General features: G+C 73.3%; 21 protein-coding genes. 13 read left to right on the top strand and 8 right to left on the bottom strand.

The window, feature by feature from the left end; all coding sequences use genetic code 11:
- Positions 1-76 precede the first annotated feature (76 nt).
- From FS793_RS09555 to FS793_RS09540, 4 genes are all read left to right on the top strand, one after another.
- On the top strand, positions 77-583 hold the full coding sequence (locus FS793_RS09555) for a hotdog fold thioesterase (RefSeq protein ID WP_186329429.1): 507 nt from the start codon (positions 77-79) through the stop codon (positions 581-583).
- Positions 584-814: 231 nt separating this feature from the next.
- Entirely contained in the window at positions 815-2131 is a 1317-nt protein-coding gene (gene paaK, locus FS793_RS09550; protein WP_144720442.1) for a phenylacetate--CoA ligase PaaK, read from the top strand.
- 73 nt (positions 2132-2204) lie between these two features.
- Complete coding sequence (locus tag FS793_RS09545) at positions 2205-2900, top strand: SDR family NAD(P)-dependent oxidoreductase (protein WP_144720254.1); 696 nt, start codon at positions 2205-2207, stop codon at positions 2898-2900.
- Positions 2901-2955: 55 nt separating this feature from the next.
- Complete coding sequence (locus FS793_RS09540; protein WP_144720253.1) at positions 2956-4005, top strand: NAD(P)-dependent alcohol dehydrogenase; 1050 nt, start codon at positions 2956-2958, stop codon at positions 4003-4005.
- Positions 4006-4010: 5 nt separating this feature from the next.
- Here FS793_RS09540 and FS793_RS09535 read toward each other — a convergent pair whose 3' ends face one another.
- Positions 4011-4346, bottom strand: a complete 336-nt coding sequence (locus FS793_RS09535) for a TfoX/Sxy family protein (protein WP_144720252.1) — start codon at positions 4344-4346, stop codon at positions 4011-4013.
- Between the two features lie 176 nt (positions 4347-4522).
- Between FS793_RS09535 and FS793_RS09530 the strand changes: the two genes are divergently transcribed.
- From FS793_RS09530 to FS793_RS09505, 6 genes are all read left to right on the top strand, one after another.
- Positions 4523-5119: a TetR/AcrR family transcriptional regulator gene (locus FS793_RS09530; RefSeq protein WP_144720251.1), complete on the top strand. Its 597-nt coding sequence runs from the start codon at positions 4523-4525 to the stop codon at positions 5117-5119.
- Positions 5120-5411: 292 nt separating this feature from the next.
- Positions 5412-7025 (top strand): hypothetical protein, encoded by a 1614-nt coding sequence (locus tag FS793_RS16225; protein ID WP_186329428.1) that lies wholly within the window; start codon positions 5412-5414, stop codon positions 7023-7025.
- Positions 7026-7212: 187 nt separating this feature from the next.
- Complete coding sequence (locus FS793_RS09520; RefSeq protein WP_144720249.1) at positions 7213-8418, top strand: hypothetical protein; 1206 nt, start codon at positions 7213-7215, stop codon at positions 8416-8418.
- 255 nt (positions 8419-8673) lie between these two features.
- On the top strand, positions 8674-9873 hold the full coding sequence (locus FS793_RS09515) for an LPXTG cell wall anchor domain-containing protein (protein ID WP_144720248.1): 1200 nt from the start codon (positions 8674-8676) through the stop codon (positions 9871-9873).
- 99 nt (positions 9874-9972) lie between these two features.
- Positions 9973-10329 (top strand): UBP-type zinc finger domain-containing protein, encoded by a 357-nt coding sequence (locus FS793_RS09510; protein WP_144720247.1) that lies wholly within the window; start codon positions 9973-9975, stop codon positions 10327-10329.
- Positions 10329-10805: an SRPBCC family protein gene (locus tag FS793_RS09505; RefSeq protein WP_144720246.1), complete on the top strand. Its 477-nt coding sequence runs from the start codon at positions 10329-10331 to the stop codon at positions 10803-10805. Before FS793_RS09510 ends, FS793_RS09505 begins: the two co-directional genes overlap by 1 nt.
- A 39-nt stretch (positions 10806-10844) precedes the next feature.
- On the opposite strand, the gene paaZ is transcribed toward FS793_RS09505, so the two are convergent.
- From paaZ to FS793_RS09485, 4 genes are read right to left on the bottom strand one after another with little or no spacing between them, the layout of a single operon-like run.
- Positions 10845-12926, bottom strand: a complete 2082-nt coding sequence (gene paaZ, locus FS793_RS09500) for a phenylacetic acid degradation bifunctional protein PaaZ (RefSeq protein WP_144720245.1) — start codon at positions 12924-12926, stop codon at positions 10845-10847.
- Between the two features lie 37 nt (positions 12927-12963).
- Positions 12964-13812 carry a 3-hydroxyacyl-CoA dehydrogenase family protein gene (locus FS793_RS09495; RefSeq protein WP_144720244.1) on the bottom strand — a complete coding sequence of 283 codons (849 nt, stop codon included), beginning with the start codon at positions 13810-13812 and terminating at the stop codon, positions 12964-12966.
- A complete protein-coding gene (locus FS793_RS09490) occupies positions 13809-14546 on the bottom strand; it encodes an enoyl-CoA hydratase/isomerase family protein (protein ID WP_144720243.1) in 738 nt (245 codons plus the stop codon). The genes FS793_RS09495 and FS793_RS09490 overlap by 4 nt, the downstream gene beginning before the upstream one ends.
- Positions 14543-15730, bottom strand: a complete 1188-nt coding sequence (locus FS793_RS09485) for a thiolase family protein (RefSeq protein ID WP_144720242.1) — start codon at positions 15728-15730, stop codon at positions 14543-14545. The genes FS793_RS09490 and FS793_RS09485 overlap by 4 nt, the downstream gene beginning before the upstream one ends.
- A 222-nt stretch (positions 15731-15952) precedes the next feature.
- Between FS793_RS09485 and FS793_RS09480 the strand changes: the two genes are divergently transcribed.
- On the top strand, positions 15953-16501 hold the full coding sequence (locus tag FS793_RS09480) for a type 1 glutamine amidotransferase domain-containing protein (protein ID WP_144720241.1): 549 nt from the start codon (positions 15953-15955) through the stop codon (positions 16499-16501).
- 140 nt (positions 16502-16641) lie between these two features.
- On the opposite strand, the gene FS793_RS16220 is transcribed toward FS793_RS09480, so the two are convergent.
- Positions 16642-17319, bottom strand: coding sequence for a hypothetical protein (locus tag FS793_RS16220; protein ID WP_186329427.1), 678 nt, complete (start codon positions 17317-17319; stop codon positions 16642-16644).
- Positions 17320-17595: 276 nt separating this feature from the next.
- Here FS793_RS16220 and FS793_RS09470 point away from each other — a divergent pair, with 276 nt between their 5' ends.
- Positions 17596-18342, top strand: a complete 747-nt coding sequence (locus tag FS793_RS09470; protein ID WP_144720240.1) for a DUF1206 domain-containing protein — start codon at positions 17596-17598, stop codon at positions 18340-18342.
- 24 nt (positions 18343-18366) lie between these two features.
- Here FS793_RS09470 and FS793_RS09465 read toward each other — a convergent pair whose 3' ends face one another.
- Positions 18367-18741: a hypothetical protein gene (locus FS793_RS09465; RefSeq protein ID WP_144720239.1), complete on the bottom strand. Its 375-nt coding sequence runs from the start codon at positions 18739-18741 to the stop codon at positions 18367-18369.
- Between the two features lie 190 nt (positions 18742-18931).
- On the opposite strand from FS793_RS09465, the gene dcd reads away from it, so the two are divergent.
- A complete protein-coding gene (gene dcd / locus FS793_RS09460) occupies positions 18932-19528 on the top strand; it encodes a dCTP deaminase (protein ID WP_144720238.1) in 597 nt (198 codons plus the stop codon).
- Between the two features lie 252 nt (positions 19529-19780).
- Here dcd and FS793_RS09455 read toward each other — a convergent pair whose 3' ends face one another.
- Entirely contained in the window at positions 19781-20293 is a 513-nt protein-coding gene (locus tag FS793_RS09455) for a 2'-5' RNA ligase family protein (RefSeq protein WP_144720237.1), read from the bottom strand.
- Positions 20294-20341 lie beyond the last annotated feature (48 nt).

Genomic DNA, 20341 nt, shown 5'->3' with positions numbered 1-20341 from the left:
CGTTCAGTTACTATAGCGGCACGACGCGATCCGGAACACCCTTCGGTCGCGGATGCTCGAGCACGAGGGAGTGCGGATGGCCGAGGCAGCGACGACCCGAGCTGACGTCGAGCGCGCGGTCGGCGACGCGAGCCCCGCGCTCGCGTCCGGCATCTCGGGCGACGCCGTCGCCGCCGCGCGCCCGCACACGCGAGCGATGCTGCAGCGCGACGCCGCCTCGGCGCTGCTGGGCATGCGGGTCGAGCGTGACGACGACGGCGTCGCCGTCACGTCGATGGTCGTGCGCCCCGAGCTCACGAACGGCTTCGCCATCACCCACGGCGGCCTCGTGTTCGCGCTCGCCGACACGGCGTTCGCGATCGCGTGCAACGACGGCGAGGCGATGACGGTGGCGCAAGGTGCCGACGTCACCTTCCTCAAGTCGACGCATCCCGGCCAGACGCTCACCGCCACCGCGGTGCGTCGCACGCAGCGGGGCCGATCCGGCCTCTACGACGTGCAGGTCACCGACGAGACGGGCGACGTCGTGGCGGAGTTCCGCGGCCGCTCGTTCACCACCGCCCGCCCCCTCCCCACCCCCTGACCGCTCGATTGGTCGCCTCTGGCGCTCGATTGGGCAGCAGTGGCTGACGACACGCCGGTGAGCGAGCCACTACTGCCCAATCGATCCGAGGACCGGACGCAGACGCAGCAGACGAAGGAGTCTGAGATGACGATCACGAACCCCGAGCGCATCGACGGCGACGCCGCCGACCCGGCTGCGACCGACGGCGTCGAGACGCCGACGAGCGACGGCGCCATCGTGGCCGCGCGCATGCGCGTCGCCGCGACGCCCGTCGAGGAGCGCGACCCCGAGGAGCGCCTCAGCCGCGCCGACCTCGAGGCGCTGCAGCTCGAGCGCCTGCAGCAGACAGTGCACCACGCCTACGCGAACGTGCCGCTGTACACGGCCAAGCTCGACGCCGACGGCGTCGCGCCGAGCGACATCCGCTCGCTCGCCGACGTCGCCCGCCTGCCGTTCACGACGAAGGCCGACCTGCGCGAGACGTACCCGTTCGGGATGTTCGCGGTGCCGATGGAGCAGGTCGCGCGCATCCACGCCTCCAGCGGCACCACGGGCAAGCCGACCGTCGTCGGCTACACGGCAGGCGACCTCGACCGGTGGGGCGACCTCGTGGCTCGCAGCCTGCGCGCCGCCGGCATCCGTCGCGGCATGAAGGTGCACAACGCGTACGGCTACGGCCTCTTCACCGGCGGCCTCGGCGCCCACGCGGGCATCGAGCGCCTCGGCGCGACGGTCATCCCGATGTCCGGCGGCCAGACGGCACGCCAGGCGCAGCTCATCTGCGACTTCGAGCCCGACGCCATCCTCTGCACGCCCTCCTACCTGCTGACGATCGCGGATGCGCTCGAGGCCGCGGGCGTCGACCCGCGCTCGACGAGCCTCAAGGTCGCGGTGCTGGGCGCCGAGCCGTGGACGAACGAGATGCGCCGCGAGCTCGAGGAGCGCCTCGACATCGACGCCGTCGACATCTACGGCCTCTCGGAGGTCATGGGCCCCGGCGTCGGCAGCGAGTGCGTCGAGACGAAGGACGGCCCGCACATCTGGGAGGACCACTTCCTGCCCGAGATCATCGACGCCGACGGGACGCCGCTGCCCGATGGCCAGGTGGGCGAGCTCGTGTTCACGTCGCTCACGAAGGAGGCGTTCCCCGTGCTGCGCTACCGCACGCGCGACCTCACGCGCCTGCTGCCCGGCTCGGGCCGCACGGGCATGCGCCGCATCGAGAAGATCACCGGCCGCAACGACGACATGATCATCCTGCGCGGCGTGAACCTGTTCCCGACGCAGATCGAGGAGATCGCGCTCGGCATCGACGACCTGTCGCCGCACTTCGTGCTCGAGCTCACGCGCAACGGGCGCATGGATGCGCTCACGGTGGGCATCGAGCCCGACCCGGATGCGTCGGATGCGGCTGCCCAGCGGGCGGCCGACCGGCTGCAGGAGCTCGTGAAGGAGCGCATCGGCACGTCGGTCGCCGTGCGCCTCGTCCAGCCCGGCCACCTGCCGCGCAGCGAGGGCAAGCTCAAGCGCGTCTACGACCTCCGCGACCAGCCGGCGTCGGCGTAGCGGTCGGCCGGATGCGCTGCGAGCCGCGCGTCAAGCCCGCGCCGGCCTGCACCGTGCGTGCCACGCTCGGCGCATGGCTCGCTTCCTCGTCATCGCGTCCTCCAGCGACATCGGCTCGGCCGCGGTCGCGCTGCTGCGCGACGGCGGTCATGAGGTCGTCACGACCGCTCGGCGCGAGGATGCGGGCGCGGACGTGGTGCTCGACGCGACGGACTTCGACGCCGTCGACGAGGTGGTCGCCGAGCGCGGGCCGTTCGACGGCATCGCGTGCTTCGCAGGCTCGCTGCTGCTGAAGCCCGCGCACCTCACGTCCCGCGAGGCGTACGACGAGGTGATCGCCGCGTCGCTCACGACGTCGTTCGCGACGGTGCGCGCCGCGGGGCGCCACATGCGCACGGGCGGATCCGTCGTGCTCGTCTCGTCGGCGGCCGTCATGGCGGGGCTGCCGAACCACGATGCGATCGCCGCGGCGAAGGCGGGCGTCATCGGTCTGCTGCACTCGTCGGCGGCGACCTACGCGAACCACGGACTGCGGATCAATGCCGTGGCGCCGGGGCTCGTCGAGACGAGCCTCACCGCATCGCTCACGAGCTCGGAGGCGAGCCGGTCGGCGTCGGAGGCCATGCATGCGCTCGGGCGCCTCGGCACGCCCGACGACGTCGCGCGCGCCGTCCTCTTCCTCCTCGACCCCGCGAACGCCTGGATCACCGGGCAGGTGCTCGGCGTCGACGGCGGCCTGTCGACGCTGCGGCCGCGGCAGCGCGCCTGATCGCGAGCGGGCGTAGCCTGGCGGGTGGCCCATCGACGACCCTGGAGGCACACCCGTGCGCGCGCTGCGATTCACCGACTGGAAGACGAAGCCCACCCTGCAGGACGTGGAGCGGCCGACCCCCGGTCCCGGCGAGGTGCTGCTCAAGGTCGCGGGAGCGGGTGCGTGCCACTCGGACGTCGCGGCGTACGACGACTTCGAGGCGGCGACGGCGCCGAAGGGCATGGCGCCGCCGTTCACGCTCGGTCATGAGACCTCCGGCTGGGTCGAGGAGCTGGGCGAGGGCGTGACGGGCATCGCGCTCGGCGAGGCGTTCCTCGTCTACGGGCCCATCGGCTGCGGCCGCTGCGTGCCGTGCTCGAAGGGCCAGGACACGTACTGCGAGCGCGTCGCAGAGATGCCGTACCTCGCGACGGGGCTCGGTCGCGACGGCGGCATGGCCGAGTACGTGACGGTGCCGGCACGCAACCTCGTGCCGCTCGGCGACGCCGATCCCGTCGCCGCCGCACCGCTCGCCGACGCTGCGCTCACGCCGTACCACGCGATCTCCCTCGCGCTGCCGGTGCTTGCGAAGGGCGGCTCGACGGCCCTCGTCATCGGGCTCGGCGGCCTCGGCCAGATCGCCGTGCAGATCCTCACGGCGCTCACGGGCGCGACGGTCTACGTCACCGATCGCAAGCAGGATGCCGTCGACCGCGCCGTCGCGCGCGGCGCGATCGCCATCGACGCATCCGGCGACCAGGCGGCGCAGCTGCGCGAGGCGACGGGCGGCACGGGCGTGGATGCGGTCTTCGACCTCGTCGGGGCGACCCCCACGATCCAGCTCGGCCAGGCCGTGCTCGCGCGCGGCGGCCGCCTCTCGGTCGTGGGCATCGCGGGCGGCGAGGTGTCGTGGTCGTTCTTCGCGAACCCCTACGAGGCCGTGATCACCAACACGTACTGGGGATCGATCGCCGACCTGCACGAGGTCGTCGCGATGTACCAGCGCGGGCAGATCGTGCCCGACGTCGAGCGCTTCTCGCTCGAGGACGCCCCCGAGGCGTACCGCAGGCTCGAGGAGGGCACGCTCGACGCGCGTGCCGTCATCGTGCCGCACGCGGGCTGACCCGCTCACGCCTTCGGCGGCAGGTCCTCGATCGTCTCGACGCCGCGCTCGACCCACTCGGCGAGCGCGGCGTCGTCGTCGAGCACGGGGCCTGACACGAGCACCCACGTCTTCGTCGCGCTGCCGCGCATCACCATCTCGCCCGCGCCGTCGAGCGCGAGCAGCGCATCCCGATCCTCCTCGCGCACTCGCACCATGAGGCTGCGGCGGCTCGTGACGCACACGGTCATGTGGCCGTGCACGAGGAAGGCGAGGCCGCCGAACATGCGCCGTTCGTCGACCGGCTCGTGCGGCTCGAGCAGGGGGCGGATGCGGGCGACGAGCCCCTCGTCGATGGCCATGCGCCGAGCATGGCACCGACCGCCGACGTGCGCCACGGTTGCATCCGGTCGCCGACCGTCGCGTCTCGCAGGCGATTCCGGGTCCTGCGGGGAATGCTCCCTCAGCACCCGGGATCGCCTGCGAAACGCACGCCGACCAGGACCGTCCGGCGCAGCGCATCCGCGAAGATGGAGGGATGACCGAGGTCGAGCAGCGCAGGGGACGCCCCGGGTACGACCGAGCGGGCATCCTCGCCGTCGCCGTCGCGGCGTTCATCGAGCACGGCTACGACGCGACCTCGATCGCGATGCTCGCCGAGCGGCTCGGGCTGTCGAAGTCGGCGATCTACCACCACTTCGCGTCGAAGGAGGCGCTGCTCGCCGCTGCGCTCGACCAGGCGCTCGGCGGGCTCGAGGCCGTGGTCGTCGAGTCGGAGGCGCTGGGTGGTCCTGCAGAGGACCGGCTCGCGCACGTGCTGCGGGGCGCGGTGCACGTGCTCGTGGATCGGCTGTCGGAGGTCACGCTGCTGCTGCGTGTGCGCGGCAACACCGATGTCGAGCGCGATGCGGTGCGTCGCCGACGCGCGTTCGACCGCGCGATGCAGGCGCTCGTGCGCGAGGCGCAGGATGCCGGTGCCGTGCGCGCCGACGTCGACGCCCGCATCGTCGAGCGGCTGCTGTTCGGCATGGTGAACTCGATCGTCGAGTGGTACCGGCCGGGCGGTCTCGAGGACGCGAGCCGGCTCGCCGACGACCTGCTCGCGATCGCGCTCGACGGGATCCGAGCGCGCTGACCGCCTGCGTCCTTCCTGGATGAACGCTGGGAAGTGTGCGGATCCCGTCGCGCATGAGGTGATTCGCCTTCGGATCCCGTCGCCGATCGTTCGGGGTACGACGGATTGAGCAATCCTCCAAACGCTGCGCAATGAGCATGTCTCGGGTTAGCGTTCTCGTGCATTCCTCAACTATCAGCGAGGTCTTCTTCGAATTCGTAGGAGTCTCGTTCGTGGCCGCATGACCCACGCGACGCTCGCGACCTCATGCCCGCCGCGCTCCGGAACGAGCGCATCCCCGAGAAGAGCCCCCATGCCTCGTCCCACCCTGCGCGCCCGAACGCGCCGACTCGCACTGGCCATCGCGGTCGCCGGAGCACTGCTGCTGCCGATCACGACCCTGGTCGTCGCCGCGCCCGCCATGGCCGGCGGCTCCGACTCGCCGACTCCGTACACGGTGTCCGCCTCGGGCGTCACCCTGCCCGCCGGTCAGACCTTCCACGCCAACGGCCACGTCAACGCGCAGGTCATCCCCCTGTCGCAGTACACGCCCGGCGAGACCTACCGTGCCCGCGGCGCCGACTGGACGCCCATGCAGGTCACGCGTCACTTCGACCCCAACAACAACCAGCCCGGCGGCGCCTACATCGGCCAGTCGTACTACCCCTTCAGCGGTGCGCAGCAGCAGCTGCCCGCCGACGGCTACTGCGTGATCTGGGTGCAGGTCGACGGATTCAACGAGCACTTCGGCGAGGGCGGGCAGGACCCGATCTGCACGGCCGCGCCCGTGACCCAGGAGCCGACGCCGAGCGAGCCCACGCCGTCGATCCCGACGCCCTCTGAGCCGACGCCGTCGAACCCGACGCCGTCTGAGCCGACGCCGTCGAACCCGACGCCGTCCGACCCCGCTCCCTCCGAGCCCGTCGTCGTCCACCCCGAGATCCAGGACTACGTCGGCGCATGCGATGCGGCCTTCGTGCTCGACAACAGCAGCTCGACCGTCGACGTGACGTACACGATCAACGGCGTCTCGTACCTCGTCCCGGCGGGCAGCGGCATCCACACGGATGCCGACGGCACCCGCATCGCTCCGGTCGACGGCCAGTACGTCATCACGACCGACACGGGTCGCACCTGGACCTTCGCGGCCCGCTCGTGCGTCGTCGCTCCGCAGATCCAGGACTACGTCGGCGCGTGCGACGCGGCGTTCGTGCTCGACAACTCCGCCTCGACGGTCGACGTGACGTACACGATCAACGGCGTCTCGTACCTCCTCCCGGCGGGCAGCGGCATCCACACGGATGCCGACGGCACCCGCATCGCTCCGGTCGACGGCCAGTACGTCATCACGACCGACACCGGTCGCAGCTGGACGTTCGCGGCGCGCGCGTGCCCCATGGCGACGCCGCCCGCGTCCACGCCCCCGAGCGACCCGACGCCGAGCGACCCGACGCCGTCGGACCCGACGCCGAGCGACCCGACGCCGTCGGACCCGACGCCGAGCGACCCCACGCCGAGCGACCCGACGCCGTCGGACCCCACGCCGTCGCAGCCGACGCCGAGCGAGCCTGGCGTCGACGTGCCGGCCGTCGACCCGCCGACGGATCCCGCGCCGTCCGAGGAGCCGCCCACCGAGCAGCCTCCCGCCACGGAGGTGCCGACGACCGGCGGCGAGCCGCAGGAGGGCGAGCTGCCGACGACCGAGACGCCGACCGAGGTCGGTACGCCGGCCGCGTCCGAGCAGCCCGCCGCCGCGCCGACGCCCGTCGCGGCGCAGCCTGCCGCCGCGCAGCCCGCACCGTCGCAGGCCGCCGCGGCGAGCGCGACGACCCTGCCGCGCACCGGTGCGGAGCCGCTGCTGCTCGTCCTGATCGTCGGGGCCGTGCTCGTCGCGCTCGGCGCTGCCACGCGCCTCGCGCGTCGCTGAGCCGGGCACGGGATGCGGGCGCCGCCCGCATCTCGTGTCGGCCGTCTCCCGTCGCGTCTCGCGATGCCGGGGGGACATCTGTGAGGATCCCTCGGAGATTCGTGGCGAACGCTCGCCGCGATCCATAGGGTCGACGCAGGTCGGGCTCCGCGCTCGATGCCGTCACTGACATCGAGAACGGAACCCCATGGATCTGTGCGTCCTCCCGCAGACCGGCGCCGCCGAGCACTGGCTGCTCATCGGCGTCGTCGCCGCCGTGCTCATCGCAGCCGGCATCGCCCTCGCGGTGAGCGGTCGGGCGCGCAGGAGCGTGCTCACTGGCCTGGGCGCGCTGGCGATCATCGGCGCGCTCGTCGCCGGCGGCATCGGCGGCGCGGCTCCCGCGCAGGCCGACGCAGGCTCGGCGAGCTGCGTCACGACACCGGCGCCGGTGGGTGACGAGGTGTCCGCTGCGACCCTCGTCGCCCCCGGCATCCCGACGGCCACGGCGCAGTGCGCGGCCGAGCCGACGGTGCAGATCCCGTCGACGCAGGGCGTCTCGTACACGCAGGCGCGCACCGGCACGACCCTCACGGTCACGGCCGTGCCCGCCGCGGGCTACGCGTTCGCCGCTGGTGCCACGACGACGTGGTCGTTCGACATGACGGCGACGACCGCCGCGCCCTGGCCCGTCGACCTTCCCGTCTCGACCCAGGCGACGCCGACCGAGGCAGCCCCCGACGGCGGCTCCTACCTGACGCCCGTCGACGCCGCGCTCGTGCCCGCGCTGCAGCAGGCCGCCGACGCCGGCCTGCTCGCGTACTCGCTCGATGGATCGCAGTTCGCGCTCGCCGTCGAGTTCCTCGTCGTCGACCGCGAGACCGGTGACGAGCTCGCGCGTCCCGTGGCATCGGTGCCCGTGCCCTCGACGCTCTCCTACGACTTCGAGCGGGGCGACTACCTGTTGGACTTCGACGGGAACCCGGGCGACGAGCTGTTCGAGCAGCTGACCGAGCAGATCGAGGCCATCGAGGCGCAGTACCCGGACGCGTTCGTCGTGCCGGCGGAGGACGGTCTGCCCTTCACGTACCCGGGTCTGCGCATCCTCGCGTCGTACTCGCCGGGCGCGGGCTGCGAGACCGTCTCCGCCGTCGTGCCGATCGAGCTCGTGCTGCCGCAGCAGCCGATCCCGGGCGACGCGCCGCGCCTCGCGCCCGACGCGCTCCTGCAGGGGCTCGACGACGTGCTCGACACGCAGCCCGAGGCTGCTCCCGCATCCGAGGCGCCTGCATCCGAGGCCCCCGCCTCGGAGGCCCCCGCGACCGAGGAGCCCGCAGCCCCGTCCGAGGCCGACGCAGCACCGGCCTCGGACGAGGAGGTCGTCGAGCCGACGCCTCCCGCCGACGAGCGCTAGCCGCTCGCCACGACGCCGACGCCCCGGATGCCCCGAGCATCCGGGGCGTCGTGCCGCGCCGTGCCCAGCGACGCCGCGTCGCTGGGCATGGATGGGTGCAGCTCCCGTCTGCCCTGCCCCTCGGGTGCTGAGTCCCGGGGGACGACGGTGAGGATGCTTCGATTCCCTCTGGCGCGCTTGCTCGACGATCCATAGGATCACCACAGGTCGAGCCGTCTGCTCGATGCCGAGCCAGACATCGACGATGGAGCCTCCATGGAACTGTGCGTCCTCCCGCAGACGGGCGCGGGTGAGCACTGGCTGCTCCTCGTGGCCATCGCCGCCCTCGTCATCGCGGCCGGCGTCGCCCTGGCGCTGAGCGGCCGCGCGCGTCGCAGCGTGCTGACCGGCTTGGGTGCCCTCGCCATCGTGGGCGCGCTCGTCGTGGCCGGCATCGGCGGCGCCCCATCGGCGCAGGCCGACACGGGCTCGTCGCAGTGCGCGACCGCGCCCGCACGTCAGACCCCGGCGCCCGCTGCTGCCGCGATCGTGGTGACGCCCGGCATCCCGACGACGACGGTGCAGTGCGCCGCCGAGCCGTCGCTGCAGGTCCCCACGACCACGGGCGTCGTCTACTCGCAGACCCGCACGGGCTCCTCCGTCACCGTCACGGCCGCAGCGGCGCCTGGCTACGCCATCCTCGCCGGCGCCGTGACCTCGTGGACCTACGACCTCACGCCCAGCGTGCGCGCCCCGTGGCCCGTCGCGCTCCCCGCCGCCACGCAGGGCACGCTCGAGGTCGACATCTTCGGCGGCCCCGTCGACACCCTGCCGATCGTCCCGGACGACGCCGACGACGCGGCGCTCGTGCCGAGCCTGCAGGCGGCGCAGGACGCCGGCACGCTCACGTACTCGCTCGACGGGTCGGGCTACACCGAGAGCCAGGAGTTCGGCGTGTACGACGGCGAGACGGACGAGCAGCTCGCGACCGGGATCGTGACGGTCTCGTACCCGACCGAGCTCACCTTCGACTTCGAGGCCGGGGAGTACCGACTGCGCTTCTTCGGCGTGGACGAGGACATCGAGGCGCAGTACCAGGCCCAGCTCGCCGCCCTCACCGCGCCGTTCCCTGGCTCCTACGCCAATCCGCTCGGCGGATTCCCGCCGAGCATCGACATCACGGGGCTGAACGTCATCGCGTCGTACGAGCCCGGTCCCGGCTGCGCGACCGAGACCGCCATCGTGCCGCTGGAGACGGACGTCGAGTTCCTCTTCCCGCCCGTCGGTCTCGACGCGGGCTTCAGTGCACGCGGCGGCCTGGTCTCGAGCGGTGCCGACGCTGCCGAGGAGTCGCTGCAGGCCCCCATCGCGAGCGAGGTGCCGGCGGCGGCACCCGTGACCGAGGTCCCGGCCGAGGCCCCGACCGAGGTCGTCGAGTCGCCCGAGCCGGAGGCGGAGACGCCCGTCGAGGGCTGACGCCTCGCATCGCATCGCGGCGCCCCGGACCTCGTGTCCGGGGCGTCGTCGTTCGCGCGCGTCTGCCGCCGCTCGGCCGCACGGGCGTACGCTCACGACATGGCCGAGCTGCATGCAGGAGACGTGGATGCGGCGGTGCCGCCGAGCGGCACCGGCTGCGCGGAGTGCGACGACGTCGGCGGCTGGTGGGTGCATCTGCGCCGCTGCGCCGCGTGCGGCCACGTGGGCTGCTGCGACTCGTCGCCCGGCCAGCACGCGACGGCGCACTGGAATGCCACGGGCCACCGCGTGATGCAGTCGTTCGAGCCGGGCGAGGACTGGGGCTGGAGCTTCGATCCCGAGGAGTCGGTCGACGGCCTCGAGCTCGCTCCGCCCACCGCGCGCCCCGAGTCGCAGCCCTCGCCGGGTCCCGAGGGCCGCGTGCCCGACGACTGGCGCCGACGGATCCACCGCTGATGGAGCGCTCGATCGAGGTCGCCGCACCCATCGACGTGGCGTTCGACCGCGTGCTCGGCGATCGCCTCACGGGGTTCTTCGACCGTGGGCACCTGCTGCTGCCCGCGATCGACGACACGGTCACCCTGACCGGCACGGGACGCTGGGGCAGCGAGGTGGGGCAGTCGCGTCGCATCGTGCTCGCCGACGGCGGCACGATGGTCGAGACCGTGCGCACCGTCGACGCACCGGGCGCCACGACCTACGCGATGAGCGACCTCACGGGCCCGTTCGCGGCGCTGTTCACGGGCGTGCTGGGCGAGTGGACGTTCGCGCCCGTCGCCGGCGGCACGCGCGTGACGTGGCGATGGCGGCTGCGCCCCCGCAACGTGCTGGGCCGCGTCGCCGCCCCCATCATCGCCCGCATGTGGCAGGGCTACGCGGCGAAGGCGCTCGAGCGCATCCAGCAGGCGCTCGGGGCGCCGCCGACGCGCTGAGCACGACCCGGGCCGGCGTCGCCCGGCGTCGTCGTGGGCTCAGGCCGCCACGACCTCCGAGCCCTGCTCCTTCTGCACGTACGTCAGCACGTCGTACTGCGCCACGACCTCGTCGTGCTGGTTCAGCAGGCGCGCATCCCACCGCACCTCGCCGTACTCGTCGGTCTCGCGCGGCGTGATCTGCTTCGCCGTCAGCTCGACGCGGATGGAGTCGCCCGGCGAGACGGGCGTCACGAAGCGCAGGTGCTCGAGGCCCGTGTTCGCGAGCACCGGGCCCGGCGCCGGCTCGACGAAGAGGCCGGCGGCGAACGACACCAGCAGGTAGCCGTGCGCGACGCGGCCGGGGAAGAACGGGTTCGCCTCGGCCGAGGCCTGATCCATGTGCGCGTAGAACGTGTCGCCCGTGAACGCCGCGAACGTCTCGATGTCGTCGAGCGTCACCTCGCGGGACGGCGAGACGACCTGATCGCCGATGCGCAGCTCGGCGAGCGACTTGCGGAACGGATGCGTGCCGCCCGACGTCGCCGGAGCGCCCGCGTGCCACACGCCCGTGAGCGCCGTGAGCATGGCGGGGGATCCCTGGATGGCCGTGCGCTGCATGTGGTGCAGCACGGCGCGGATGCCGCCGAGCTCCTCGCCGCCACCCGCGCGGCCGGGGCCGCCGTGCAGCAGCATCGGCAGCGGCGATCCGTGACCGGTCGAGGCGCGGGCGTCGTCGCGGTCCAGCAGCAGCACGCGGCCGTTCGAGGATGCGATGCGGCGCGTGAGCGTCGAGACGAACGCGGGGTCGTGGCTCGCGACGCTCGTCACGAGCGAGCCGCCACCGCGGGCGACGAGCCGGGCGGCGTCGTCGGCGTCGGCGTAGCCGACGATCGACGAGACCGGGCCGAACGCCTCGACCTCGTGCAGCGCATCCGCCTCGGCGTCGGCGAAGCGCAGCAGCATCGGGGAGGCGAACGCACCGTCGGGCGCCGGTCCCGTCGAGCCGTCGGCGAGCCGCACCTCGGGGGCGTCGATCCCGCCGATCACGAGCTCGCCGCCCGCAGCCACGAGCCGGGCGACCTGTCGCAGCACCTCGTCGCGCTGCTCGGTCGAGGCGAGCGCGCCCATCGTCACGCCCTCGGCGCGCGGGTCGCCCACGACGACCTTGTCGGCGATGCGCTCGCGCACGGCGGCGACGACCGCATCCACCTGCGCCGCCGGCACGATCGCGCGACGGATGGCGGTGCACTTCTGACCGGCCTTCGCGGTCATCTCGGCGACGAGGCCGCGCACGTAGGCGGCGAACTCGGGTGTCTCGGGCGTCGCATCCGGCCCCAGCACCGACGCGTTGATCGAGTCGGTCTCGCTCGTGAAGCGCACGCCGCCGGTCTGCACGGTCGCATGCGAGCGGAGGCGCTCCGCCGTGGATGCGGAGCCCGTGAAGCCCACGAGGTCGCCCAGGCGCAGGTGGTCCATGAGGTCGCGCGCCGAGCCCGACACGAGCTGCACCGTGCCCGCGGGCAGCAGGCCCGACTCGACGAGGATCCGCACCATGTGCTCCGCGACGTAGCCCGTGGGCGTCGCGGGCTTGACGACGGTGGGCATGCCGGCGAGGAACGCGGGTGCGAGCTTCTCGAGCGAGCCCCACACGGGGAAGTTGAACGCGTTGACCTGCACGGCGACGCCCGGCAGCGTCGTGGCGATGTGACGGCCGAGGAACGAGCCGTCCTTCGACAGCGGCTCGACGGGGCCGTCGAGGTAGACGGTCGACTGCGGCATCTCGCGACGCCCCTTCGACGAGTAGGTGAAGAGCACGCCGATGCCGCCGTCGACGTCGACCCACGTGTCGGCCTTCGTCGCGCCCGTGCGCGCCGAGAGCGCGTACAGCTCGTCCTTGCGCTCGGTGAGCGCGAGCGCCATCTGCTTCAGCAGCATGGCGCGCTGGTGGAACGTGAGCGGCGCCAGGCTCGCCTGGCCGACGGTTCGGGCGTGCTCGAGCGCACCCGCGAGGTCGATGCCGGCGCTCGAGACGTGCGTCACGACCTCGCCGGTGGATGCGTCGCGCACGACGGTGGCGTCGCTCGCGTCTGCGGGCGTCCACCATGCGTCGGCCACGTAGCTGGGCAGCACCTCGGTCATCGTCGTCCTTCCAGTGGTCCTCGGCCGCGAGCGGCCGTCAGTCGTAGTCGTAGAAGCCGCTGCCGCTCTTGCGGCCCAGTCGCCCCTCGGCGACCATCCGCCGCAGCAGCGCGGGCGGCGCGAAGCGCGGGCCGAGCTCGGCCTCGAGCTGCTCGGCGATGCCGAGGCGCACGTCGAGCCCGACGACGTCGGTCGTCTGCAGCGGGCCCATGGGGTGGCGGTAGCCCAGCTCCATGGCGGCATCGATGTCGGCGGCCGACGCGACGCCCTCCTCGAGCATGCGGATGGCCTCGAGGCCCAGCATGACGCCGAGGCGGCTGGAGGCGAACCCGGGGGAGTCGCGCACCGTGACCGCGGCCTTGCCGAGCGCCTCGACCCAGGCCTGGGCTGCGGTCACGACGTCGGCGTCGGTCGCGTCGCCGACGACGACCTCGACGAGACGCGACGCGGGCACGGGGTTGAAGAAGTGCAGACCCACGAAGCGGTGCGGACGCGCGAGGGGCTCGGCGAGCGAGGCGATGCCGATCGACGACGTGTTCGTGGCGAGCACGGCAGACTCGTCGATCGCCGCCTCGGCGCGGGCGAGGGCCGCCGCCTTGAGCGTCGGATCCTCGGGCACGGCCTCGATCACGAGGCCGCAGCCTGCGAACGCGGCTGCGTCGGTCGCGGTCGTCAGCGCGGCGGCGAGCGCGCCGCGGTCGGCGTCGAGGCCGCGCGCGAGCGAGCCGTCGATCGCCTGCTCCACGCGCTCGCGGGCGCCGGCAGCCGCATCCGCATCGCGCTCGACGACCGTGACCTCGGCGCCGGCGAGCACGAACGCGTGCGCGATGCCCGCTCCCATGCGTCCGCCGCCGAGCACGCCGACGCGCGCGGGGACCCGGCTCATCGCCGCGCCTTCCGCTCGAGGAACTCGGTCATCCGTCGCTCCTTCTCGGGGCTCTCGAACAGCACGGCCTGCTCCTCGCAGTCGATGCGGGGATGCTCGGCGCGCGGCGCCGCGAGGGCGCGCTTCGTGGCCTGGATCGCGAGCGCGTCGAGGCTCGCGATCTGCTCGGCGGCCGCGATGGCCTCGGCGAGCGGGTCGTCGACGACGCGCGACACGATGCCGAGCCGCAGCGCCTCGTCGGCATCCACGATGCGCGCGGTGAGCAGCAGGTCGGCGGCGACGCCGTGGCCTGCGATCTCGGGCAGGCGCCACGTCGCGCCCGCGGCGGCCAGGATGCCGAGGCCGGGCTCGGGGTTGCCGAGCCGCAGCGTGGGGGAGGCGAAGCGGATGTCGGCGGCGAAGGCCAGCTCGGCGCCGCCGCCGAGCGCGAAGCCCTCGAGCGCCGCGATGACCGGCATGGGCAGCGCGTGCACGCGCGCGAACGCGGTGGCGTTGATGCCGCGCAGCGCGTCGTCGGCGCGCCGGTCGCGCAGCTGCGCGATGTCGGCGCCGCCCGCGAAGACGCCGCCGGCGCCGGCGAGGACGAGCGGCGCAGGGCTCGCCTCGAGCTCGGCGCACAGCGCGTGCAGGTCGTCGATCGTGGCCTGGTCGATGGCGTTGCGCCGCTCGGGCCGGTCGAGGGTCGCGAGCACGTAGGCGTCGTGGCGCTCGACGCGCAGGGCGCCGGCGGTCATCGCACCCGCTCCAGGATCATCGCCGTGCCCTGGCCGACGCCGACGCACATCGTGGCGAGGCCGCGGTCGACGCCCTCGCGCTCCATGCGGCCGAGCAGCGTCACGACGATGCGGCAGCCCGACGAGCCGAGGGGATGCCCGAGCGCGATCGCACCGCCGTCGGCGTTCACGATCGACTCGTCGAGCCCCAGACGACGGATGCACGCGAGGCCCTGCGACGCGAACGCCTCGTTGAGCTCGACGGCGCCGATGTCGCCGATCGTCAGCCCGGCGCGCTCGAGCGCCTTCCTGGTGGCGGGCACGGGGCCGAGGCCCATGATCTCGGGCTCGAGCGCGGCGCTCACGGCCGAGACGATGCGGGCGCGCGGCGTGAGCCCGTAGCGCTCGATGGCCTCGGCGCTCGCGACGACGATCGCCGAGGCGCCGTCGTTGAGCGACGACGCGTTGCCCGCCGTCACGACCGAGCCGCCCGCGACGACGGGGCGCAGTCCCGCGAGCGTCTCGACCGACGTGTCGCGGCGCGGACCCTCGTCGACCGACACGTCGCCCGCCTTCGTCGGCACCGCCACGATCTCGTCGGCGAACCGGCTGGCGTCGATCGCGGCGATCGCCCGCTCGTGCGAGCGCACGGCGAACGCATCCGCGTCCGCACGCGTGATGCCGTCGACGCGCGCGACCTCCTCGGCCGTCTCGGGCATCGTGAAGACGGCCTTGTCCCGCGCTGCGAGCCGCGGGTTCGTGAAGCGCCAGCCGATCGACGTGTCGAACGCGTCGCCGGGCTTCGCCCATGCCCGCTCGGGCTTCGCCTGCACCCACGGCGCGCGGGTCATCGACTCGACGCCGCCCGCGACGACGAGGTCGGCGTCGCCGGCGCGGATCGCCTGCGACGCGAGCTGGATGGCCGACATGCCGGAGGCGCACAGGCGGTTGACGGTGATGCCGGGCACGTCGTCGGGCAGCCCCGCGAGCAGCACGGCCATGCGCGCGACGTTGCGGTTGTCCTCGCCCGCCTGGTTCGCGGCGCCGAGGATGACCTCGTCGACCGCCGAGCCGTCGATGCCCGCGCGCCGCACGGCCTCGCCCACGACGAGGGCCGCGAGGTCGTCGGGCCGCACGGATGCGAGGGCCCCGCCGTAGCGGCCGACCGGCGTGCGCACGCCACCCACGAGGTACGCCTCGGGCATCCGTCCTCCTCGACGAATCGGGGCCGGATGCGCGGGGTCGCGAATTCCTGACCGTTCGTTCAGGAATGCTAGCGCACGGGGTCGGCGCCGTGCCAGCCGACGCCGTCGCAGCGTGGCCCACCGCATCGCCGAGAGCGAACCGGTGTCAAGGCCGCGCGAACCACCTCCGCCCGTTCCTAGCGTGGAGGCACCGCACATCACCGAATCATCTGGAGGCACACCATGGCGCAGCTCGACGGCAAGAAGGTCGCGTTCCTGCTCACCGACGGCTTCGAGGACTCGGAGCTCACGAGCCCCTGGGACGCCGTGACCGGCGAGGGCGCGACGGCGACGCTCGTGAGCCCCAAGGAGGGATCCGTCGAGGGCAAGAACGGTCACGTGCAGACCGTCGACCTCGCCGCATCGGCCGCCGACGCCGCCGACTTCGACGCGCTCGTGCTGCCCGGCGGCACCGGCAACGCCGACCACCTGCGGCTCGACGCCGCATCCGTCGCGTTCGCGGGCGCGTTCTTCGACCAGCACAAGCCGGTCTCGGTCATCTGCCACGGCGCCTGGATCCTCACGGAGGCCGACGCCGTGCGGGGCCGCCGCATGACGAGCTTCCCCAGCCTGCGCACCGATCTGATCAACGCCGGCGCCGAGTGGGTCGACGAGGAGGTCGTCGTCGACCAGGGACTCACGTCGAGCCGCACCCCCGACGACCTGCCCGCGTTCAACGCGAAGACGATCGAGGAGATCTCCGAGGGGCAGCACACCGGCCAGACGCGCTGAGCCTGTGGCGCGCTCGTCGCGCCGCGTGAGCGCGGCGGATCGGCTGCATGGGGGCATCCGATCCGCCGCACGTGTCCCGGGGCCAGCCGGACACGACGAAGGGGTCGCCCTCGCGGGCGACCCCTTCGTGCTGCACCGGACTACGGACGCCAGACGAGCGGCTCGCCGTCGTAGTCGTCGTAGACCGTGTCGTACGGGGCGTAGCTGACGCCGGCCAGCTCGTCGCCGCCCGCCGTGCCGACGATGAAGCACGTCGTGTGCGGCGTGCCGGAGTCGAAGTCGGGATCGATCGAGGCCGTGTCGCAGGGCTCGAAGGAGCCGAAGATCGAGATGTCCTGCAGGGCGCGGTCGGCCTGGTCGAGGCCGCCGAAGTCGATGTACACCGACTCGTACTCGAGCGCGGCCGTCATCGGCGCGACCTGGCGCACCTCGACGTCGACGTACAGCGGCGTGTAGCCCTCGAGCTGGTCGAGGAACTCCTGGTCGAGGCCCGCGGCCTCGAAGTCGGCGACCGAGCCGGTGCGCACGCCCGTCACCGTCATCTCCACGAGCTGCGGCTCGTCGTCGATGTTCAGCAGCTCGACGGTCGCGTACTCGCCGAACGCGAACTCCGAGCCCGGGGCGGCGGCCTCGCCAGGGGCCGACGCGGGCTGCTCCTCCGCCTCCTCGGTCTCGGAGGGGGCCGCGCTCGTCTCGGGGGCCGTCGTCGCAGGCGACGTCTCCGCCGGTGCCGCGGGCGGCGACGGGATGCAGGCGGTGAGGCCGAGCGCCGCGGCGGCGACGATGGTGGCGAGCAGGGGAGCGCGGCGCGCGGGCATGGAGGAGCCTCTCTTCGAGCGGTGGGACTGTCTCCACCGTAGGAAGGTGCCGCTGGACGCTCGCTGGCGCTTGCCTGGACGTGCTGTGAGCATCAGGCGGCACCGATGCGATACGCGTGCGCGAGCGGCGGCGCCACCCCTCGCCGCATCCGGCGTGGGCTGGCTAGCGTCGTTCGCATGGTCGATCGACATGACGTACGCCGCGCCTCCGATGCTGCGAAGGGTGCGGCAGGCGATGCCGAGCGGCACGCATCCCGACTCGAGCGGAGCAGGGGGATGCGCGTCGGAGCCCGCGTCGGGCACGTCGCGAACGGCGTCGTGCACCTCGCGCTCGCCGGCATCGTCGTGGCCGTCGCCGCCGGGGCCGGCGGAGGGTCGGCCGATCAGGGCGGCGCGATGCAGGCGATCGCAGCGACGCCGTTCGGCGTCGCGGCCCTCTGGGGCGTCGCGATCGCGATGCTGGCGCTCGCGGTCTTCGCGGTGCTCGAGGGCATCGCGCACCGGGCGAGCGACGGAGCGAAGGCCCTCGCGAAGGGCATCGGCAAGGCCATCGCCTATGCGGCGGTCGCGGTCACGGGCATCCGCACGGCGCTCGGCGGCGGCAGCGACGGCGACCAGCAGGCGCAGTCGGCGACGGGGCAGCTCATGGCGCAGCCGTTCGGGCAGGTGCTCGTCGGCATCGTCGGCGTCGGCATCCTCGCGATCGGCGTCGCCTTCGTCGTGCAGGGCGTGCGTCGATCGTTCGAGAAGCACATCTCGCCGCCGCCGTCGGCTCGCCGGGCTGCCTCGGCGCTCGGCGTCGTGGGCTACGTCGCGAAGGGCGTCGCGATCGCTGTCGTCGGCGTGCTGTTCGTCGCCGCGGCGTTCGCGCACGACCCGTCGCAGGCAGGTGGGCTCGACGATGCGCTGAAGTCGCTGCAGCAGCTGCCGTTCGGCGTGGTGGTGCTGCTCGTCGTGGGGTTGGGCCTCGGTGCGTACGGCGTCTTCTCGATCGCGCGCGGCGTCTGGGCGTCGAAGCGCTGACCTCTCGTCGCGGCGTCGGGATCCTCAGCCGCGGCGACCGCGCATTGCCGACCGCAGGCCCGTGGGCGGCACGGGGCGGCCGGGCTTCGGCTGCTCGGCGACGGGCGTCTCGCCCGTCGCAGCATCGCCGGTGCCGGCGGCGTCGCCGGCGATCGACCGCAGGCGCGCATCGAGCGCGCCGAGGTCGAGCGGCGTCTCGCCGAGCTCGCGGCCGAGCGTGCGCAGCACGCGGGCGGCCGTCGCCGCATCCTCGGGCGAGATCGCCTCGTCGACGCGCCCCTGCACCGCTGCGTCGCCCTGCTGCGCCCGAGCGCGCGCGACGACGCGAGCGACCTGCTCGACGAGCAGCGCGAGCCCCGGGCTCCTCGGCGCGGGACTGCCGGGCACGGATGCGGGCATGGCGACCTCCTGCACCCACCATCCGCGCTCGACGCCCGGGCGTCAATCCCGTGACCGGTCATCGGTGGTGCCGACTGGTCGCTCGTGGGGATCGAGTGGTCACCAGTGGTTGCCACGAGCGACCATTCCCCACCACGAGCGACCAGTCGGCGGCTCGGATGCGGGGCGCGCCACGGCATAGGCTCGACCCGTGCTGCTCAGCGACCGCGACATCCGTGCCCGTCTGGACTCCGGCGACCTGGGCCTCGACCCGTTCGACCCGTCGATGGTGCAGCCCTCGAGCGTCGACGTGCGGCTCGATCGGCAGTTCCGCCTGTTCGACAACCACCGGTACCCGTTCATCGATCCGTCGATCGACCAGCCCGAGCTCACCCGGCTCGTCGACACCCCCGACGGGGAGGCGTTCATCCTGCATCCCGGCGAGTTCGTGCTGGGCGCCACGTTCGAGCGCGTCTCGCTGCCGGCCGACGTCGCCGCCAGGCTCGAGGGCAAGTCGTCGCTCGGCCGACTCGGACTGCTCACGCACTCGACCGCGGGCTTCATCGACCCCGGATTCTCGGGCCACGTGACGCTCGAGCTGGCGAACGTGTCGACGCTGCCCGTGAAGCTGTGGCCCGGCATGAAGATCGGGCAGATCTGCTACTTCCAGCTGACGAGCCCGTCGGAGCACCCCTACGGCACCGGCGACAACAAGAATCGCTACCAGGGCCAGCGCGGTCCGACGGCGAGCCGCTCGTTCGCGTCGTTCCACCTCACGCCGGTGCCCCCGGCGCCGCGGGAGGACTGAGCGGGAGTGCCGCCGCGCCTCGGGGGCGGCGGGCCAGCGCCTGCGCGCGAGCGGCCACTTCCTGCGGTCATTGGCCACTTCGTGCGGCGATTGGTCTCTTCCGGTAGGTCCGCCCCGGGCGATTGGTCCAGAACTGGACCAATCGAGCTGCGGTCGCCGTGATTGGTCCAGAACTGGACCAATCGAGCTGCGGCCGCCGTGACCGGTCCAGAGCTGGACCGATCGAGCCCCGTCGCGCGCGGACTTGCGCCGCTACGAGAGCGCCGTCACCGTGCGCGTGCCGGCATCCCATCGGCGCAGCGCCACGCCCTCGCACGCGATCTCGGCGCCGACGAGCGGCAGCGCGCGCTCGAGGTCCGCGAGCCGCGTGCGTCGCGCGAGGGTGACGTGCGGCGTCCAGGTGCCCGGCGCCATGTGGTCGACGTCGTCGCCCGCGCCCGCGGCATCCCGCACGGTCGCGTGCAGCGCGAGCAGCGCCGCCGACGGCACGACCGACCGCACGAGCACGCGCCGGTCGCCGTCGCCGAAGAGCAGCGGCGCGCCGAGCACGAGCGGCACCGGCAGCGCGTCGTCGGGCAGGGCGAGCGGATGCGCGACGCCGCCGCGACGGGCGAGCAGCGTGACGTGTGGTCGATTCGACGGCGACGCGTGCGGCGCCATGCTCGACAGCCCGGCCGCGGCCAGCGCATCCCACTCCGCGCGCACGGCGGCCTCGGCGTCGGCGTCGAGCAGCAGCTCGATGCTCGTGATCGGCGCAGGGTCCATGCGCTCAGTCTGACGAACGTGCGCGACGTCAGGGACATGCGGCGCTCA

Source organism: Agrococcus jejuensis, assembly GCF_007679035.1.
GTDB lineage: Bacteria > Actinomycetota > Actinomycetes > Actinomycetales > Microbacteriaceae > Agrococcus > Agrococcus jejuensis_A.
The sequence above is the reverse complement of the archived record's forward strand: the minus strand, read 5'-3'. Positions and strand labels throughout refer to the sequence as shown.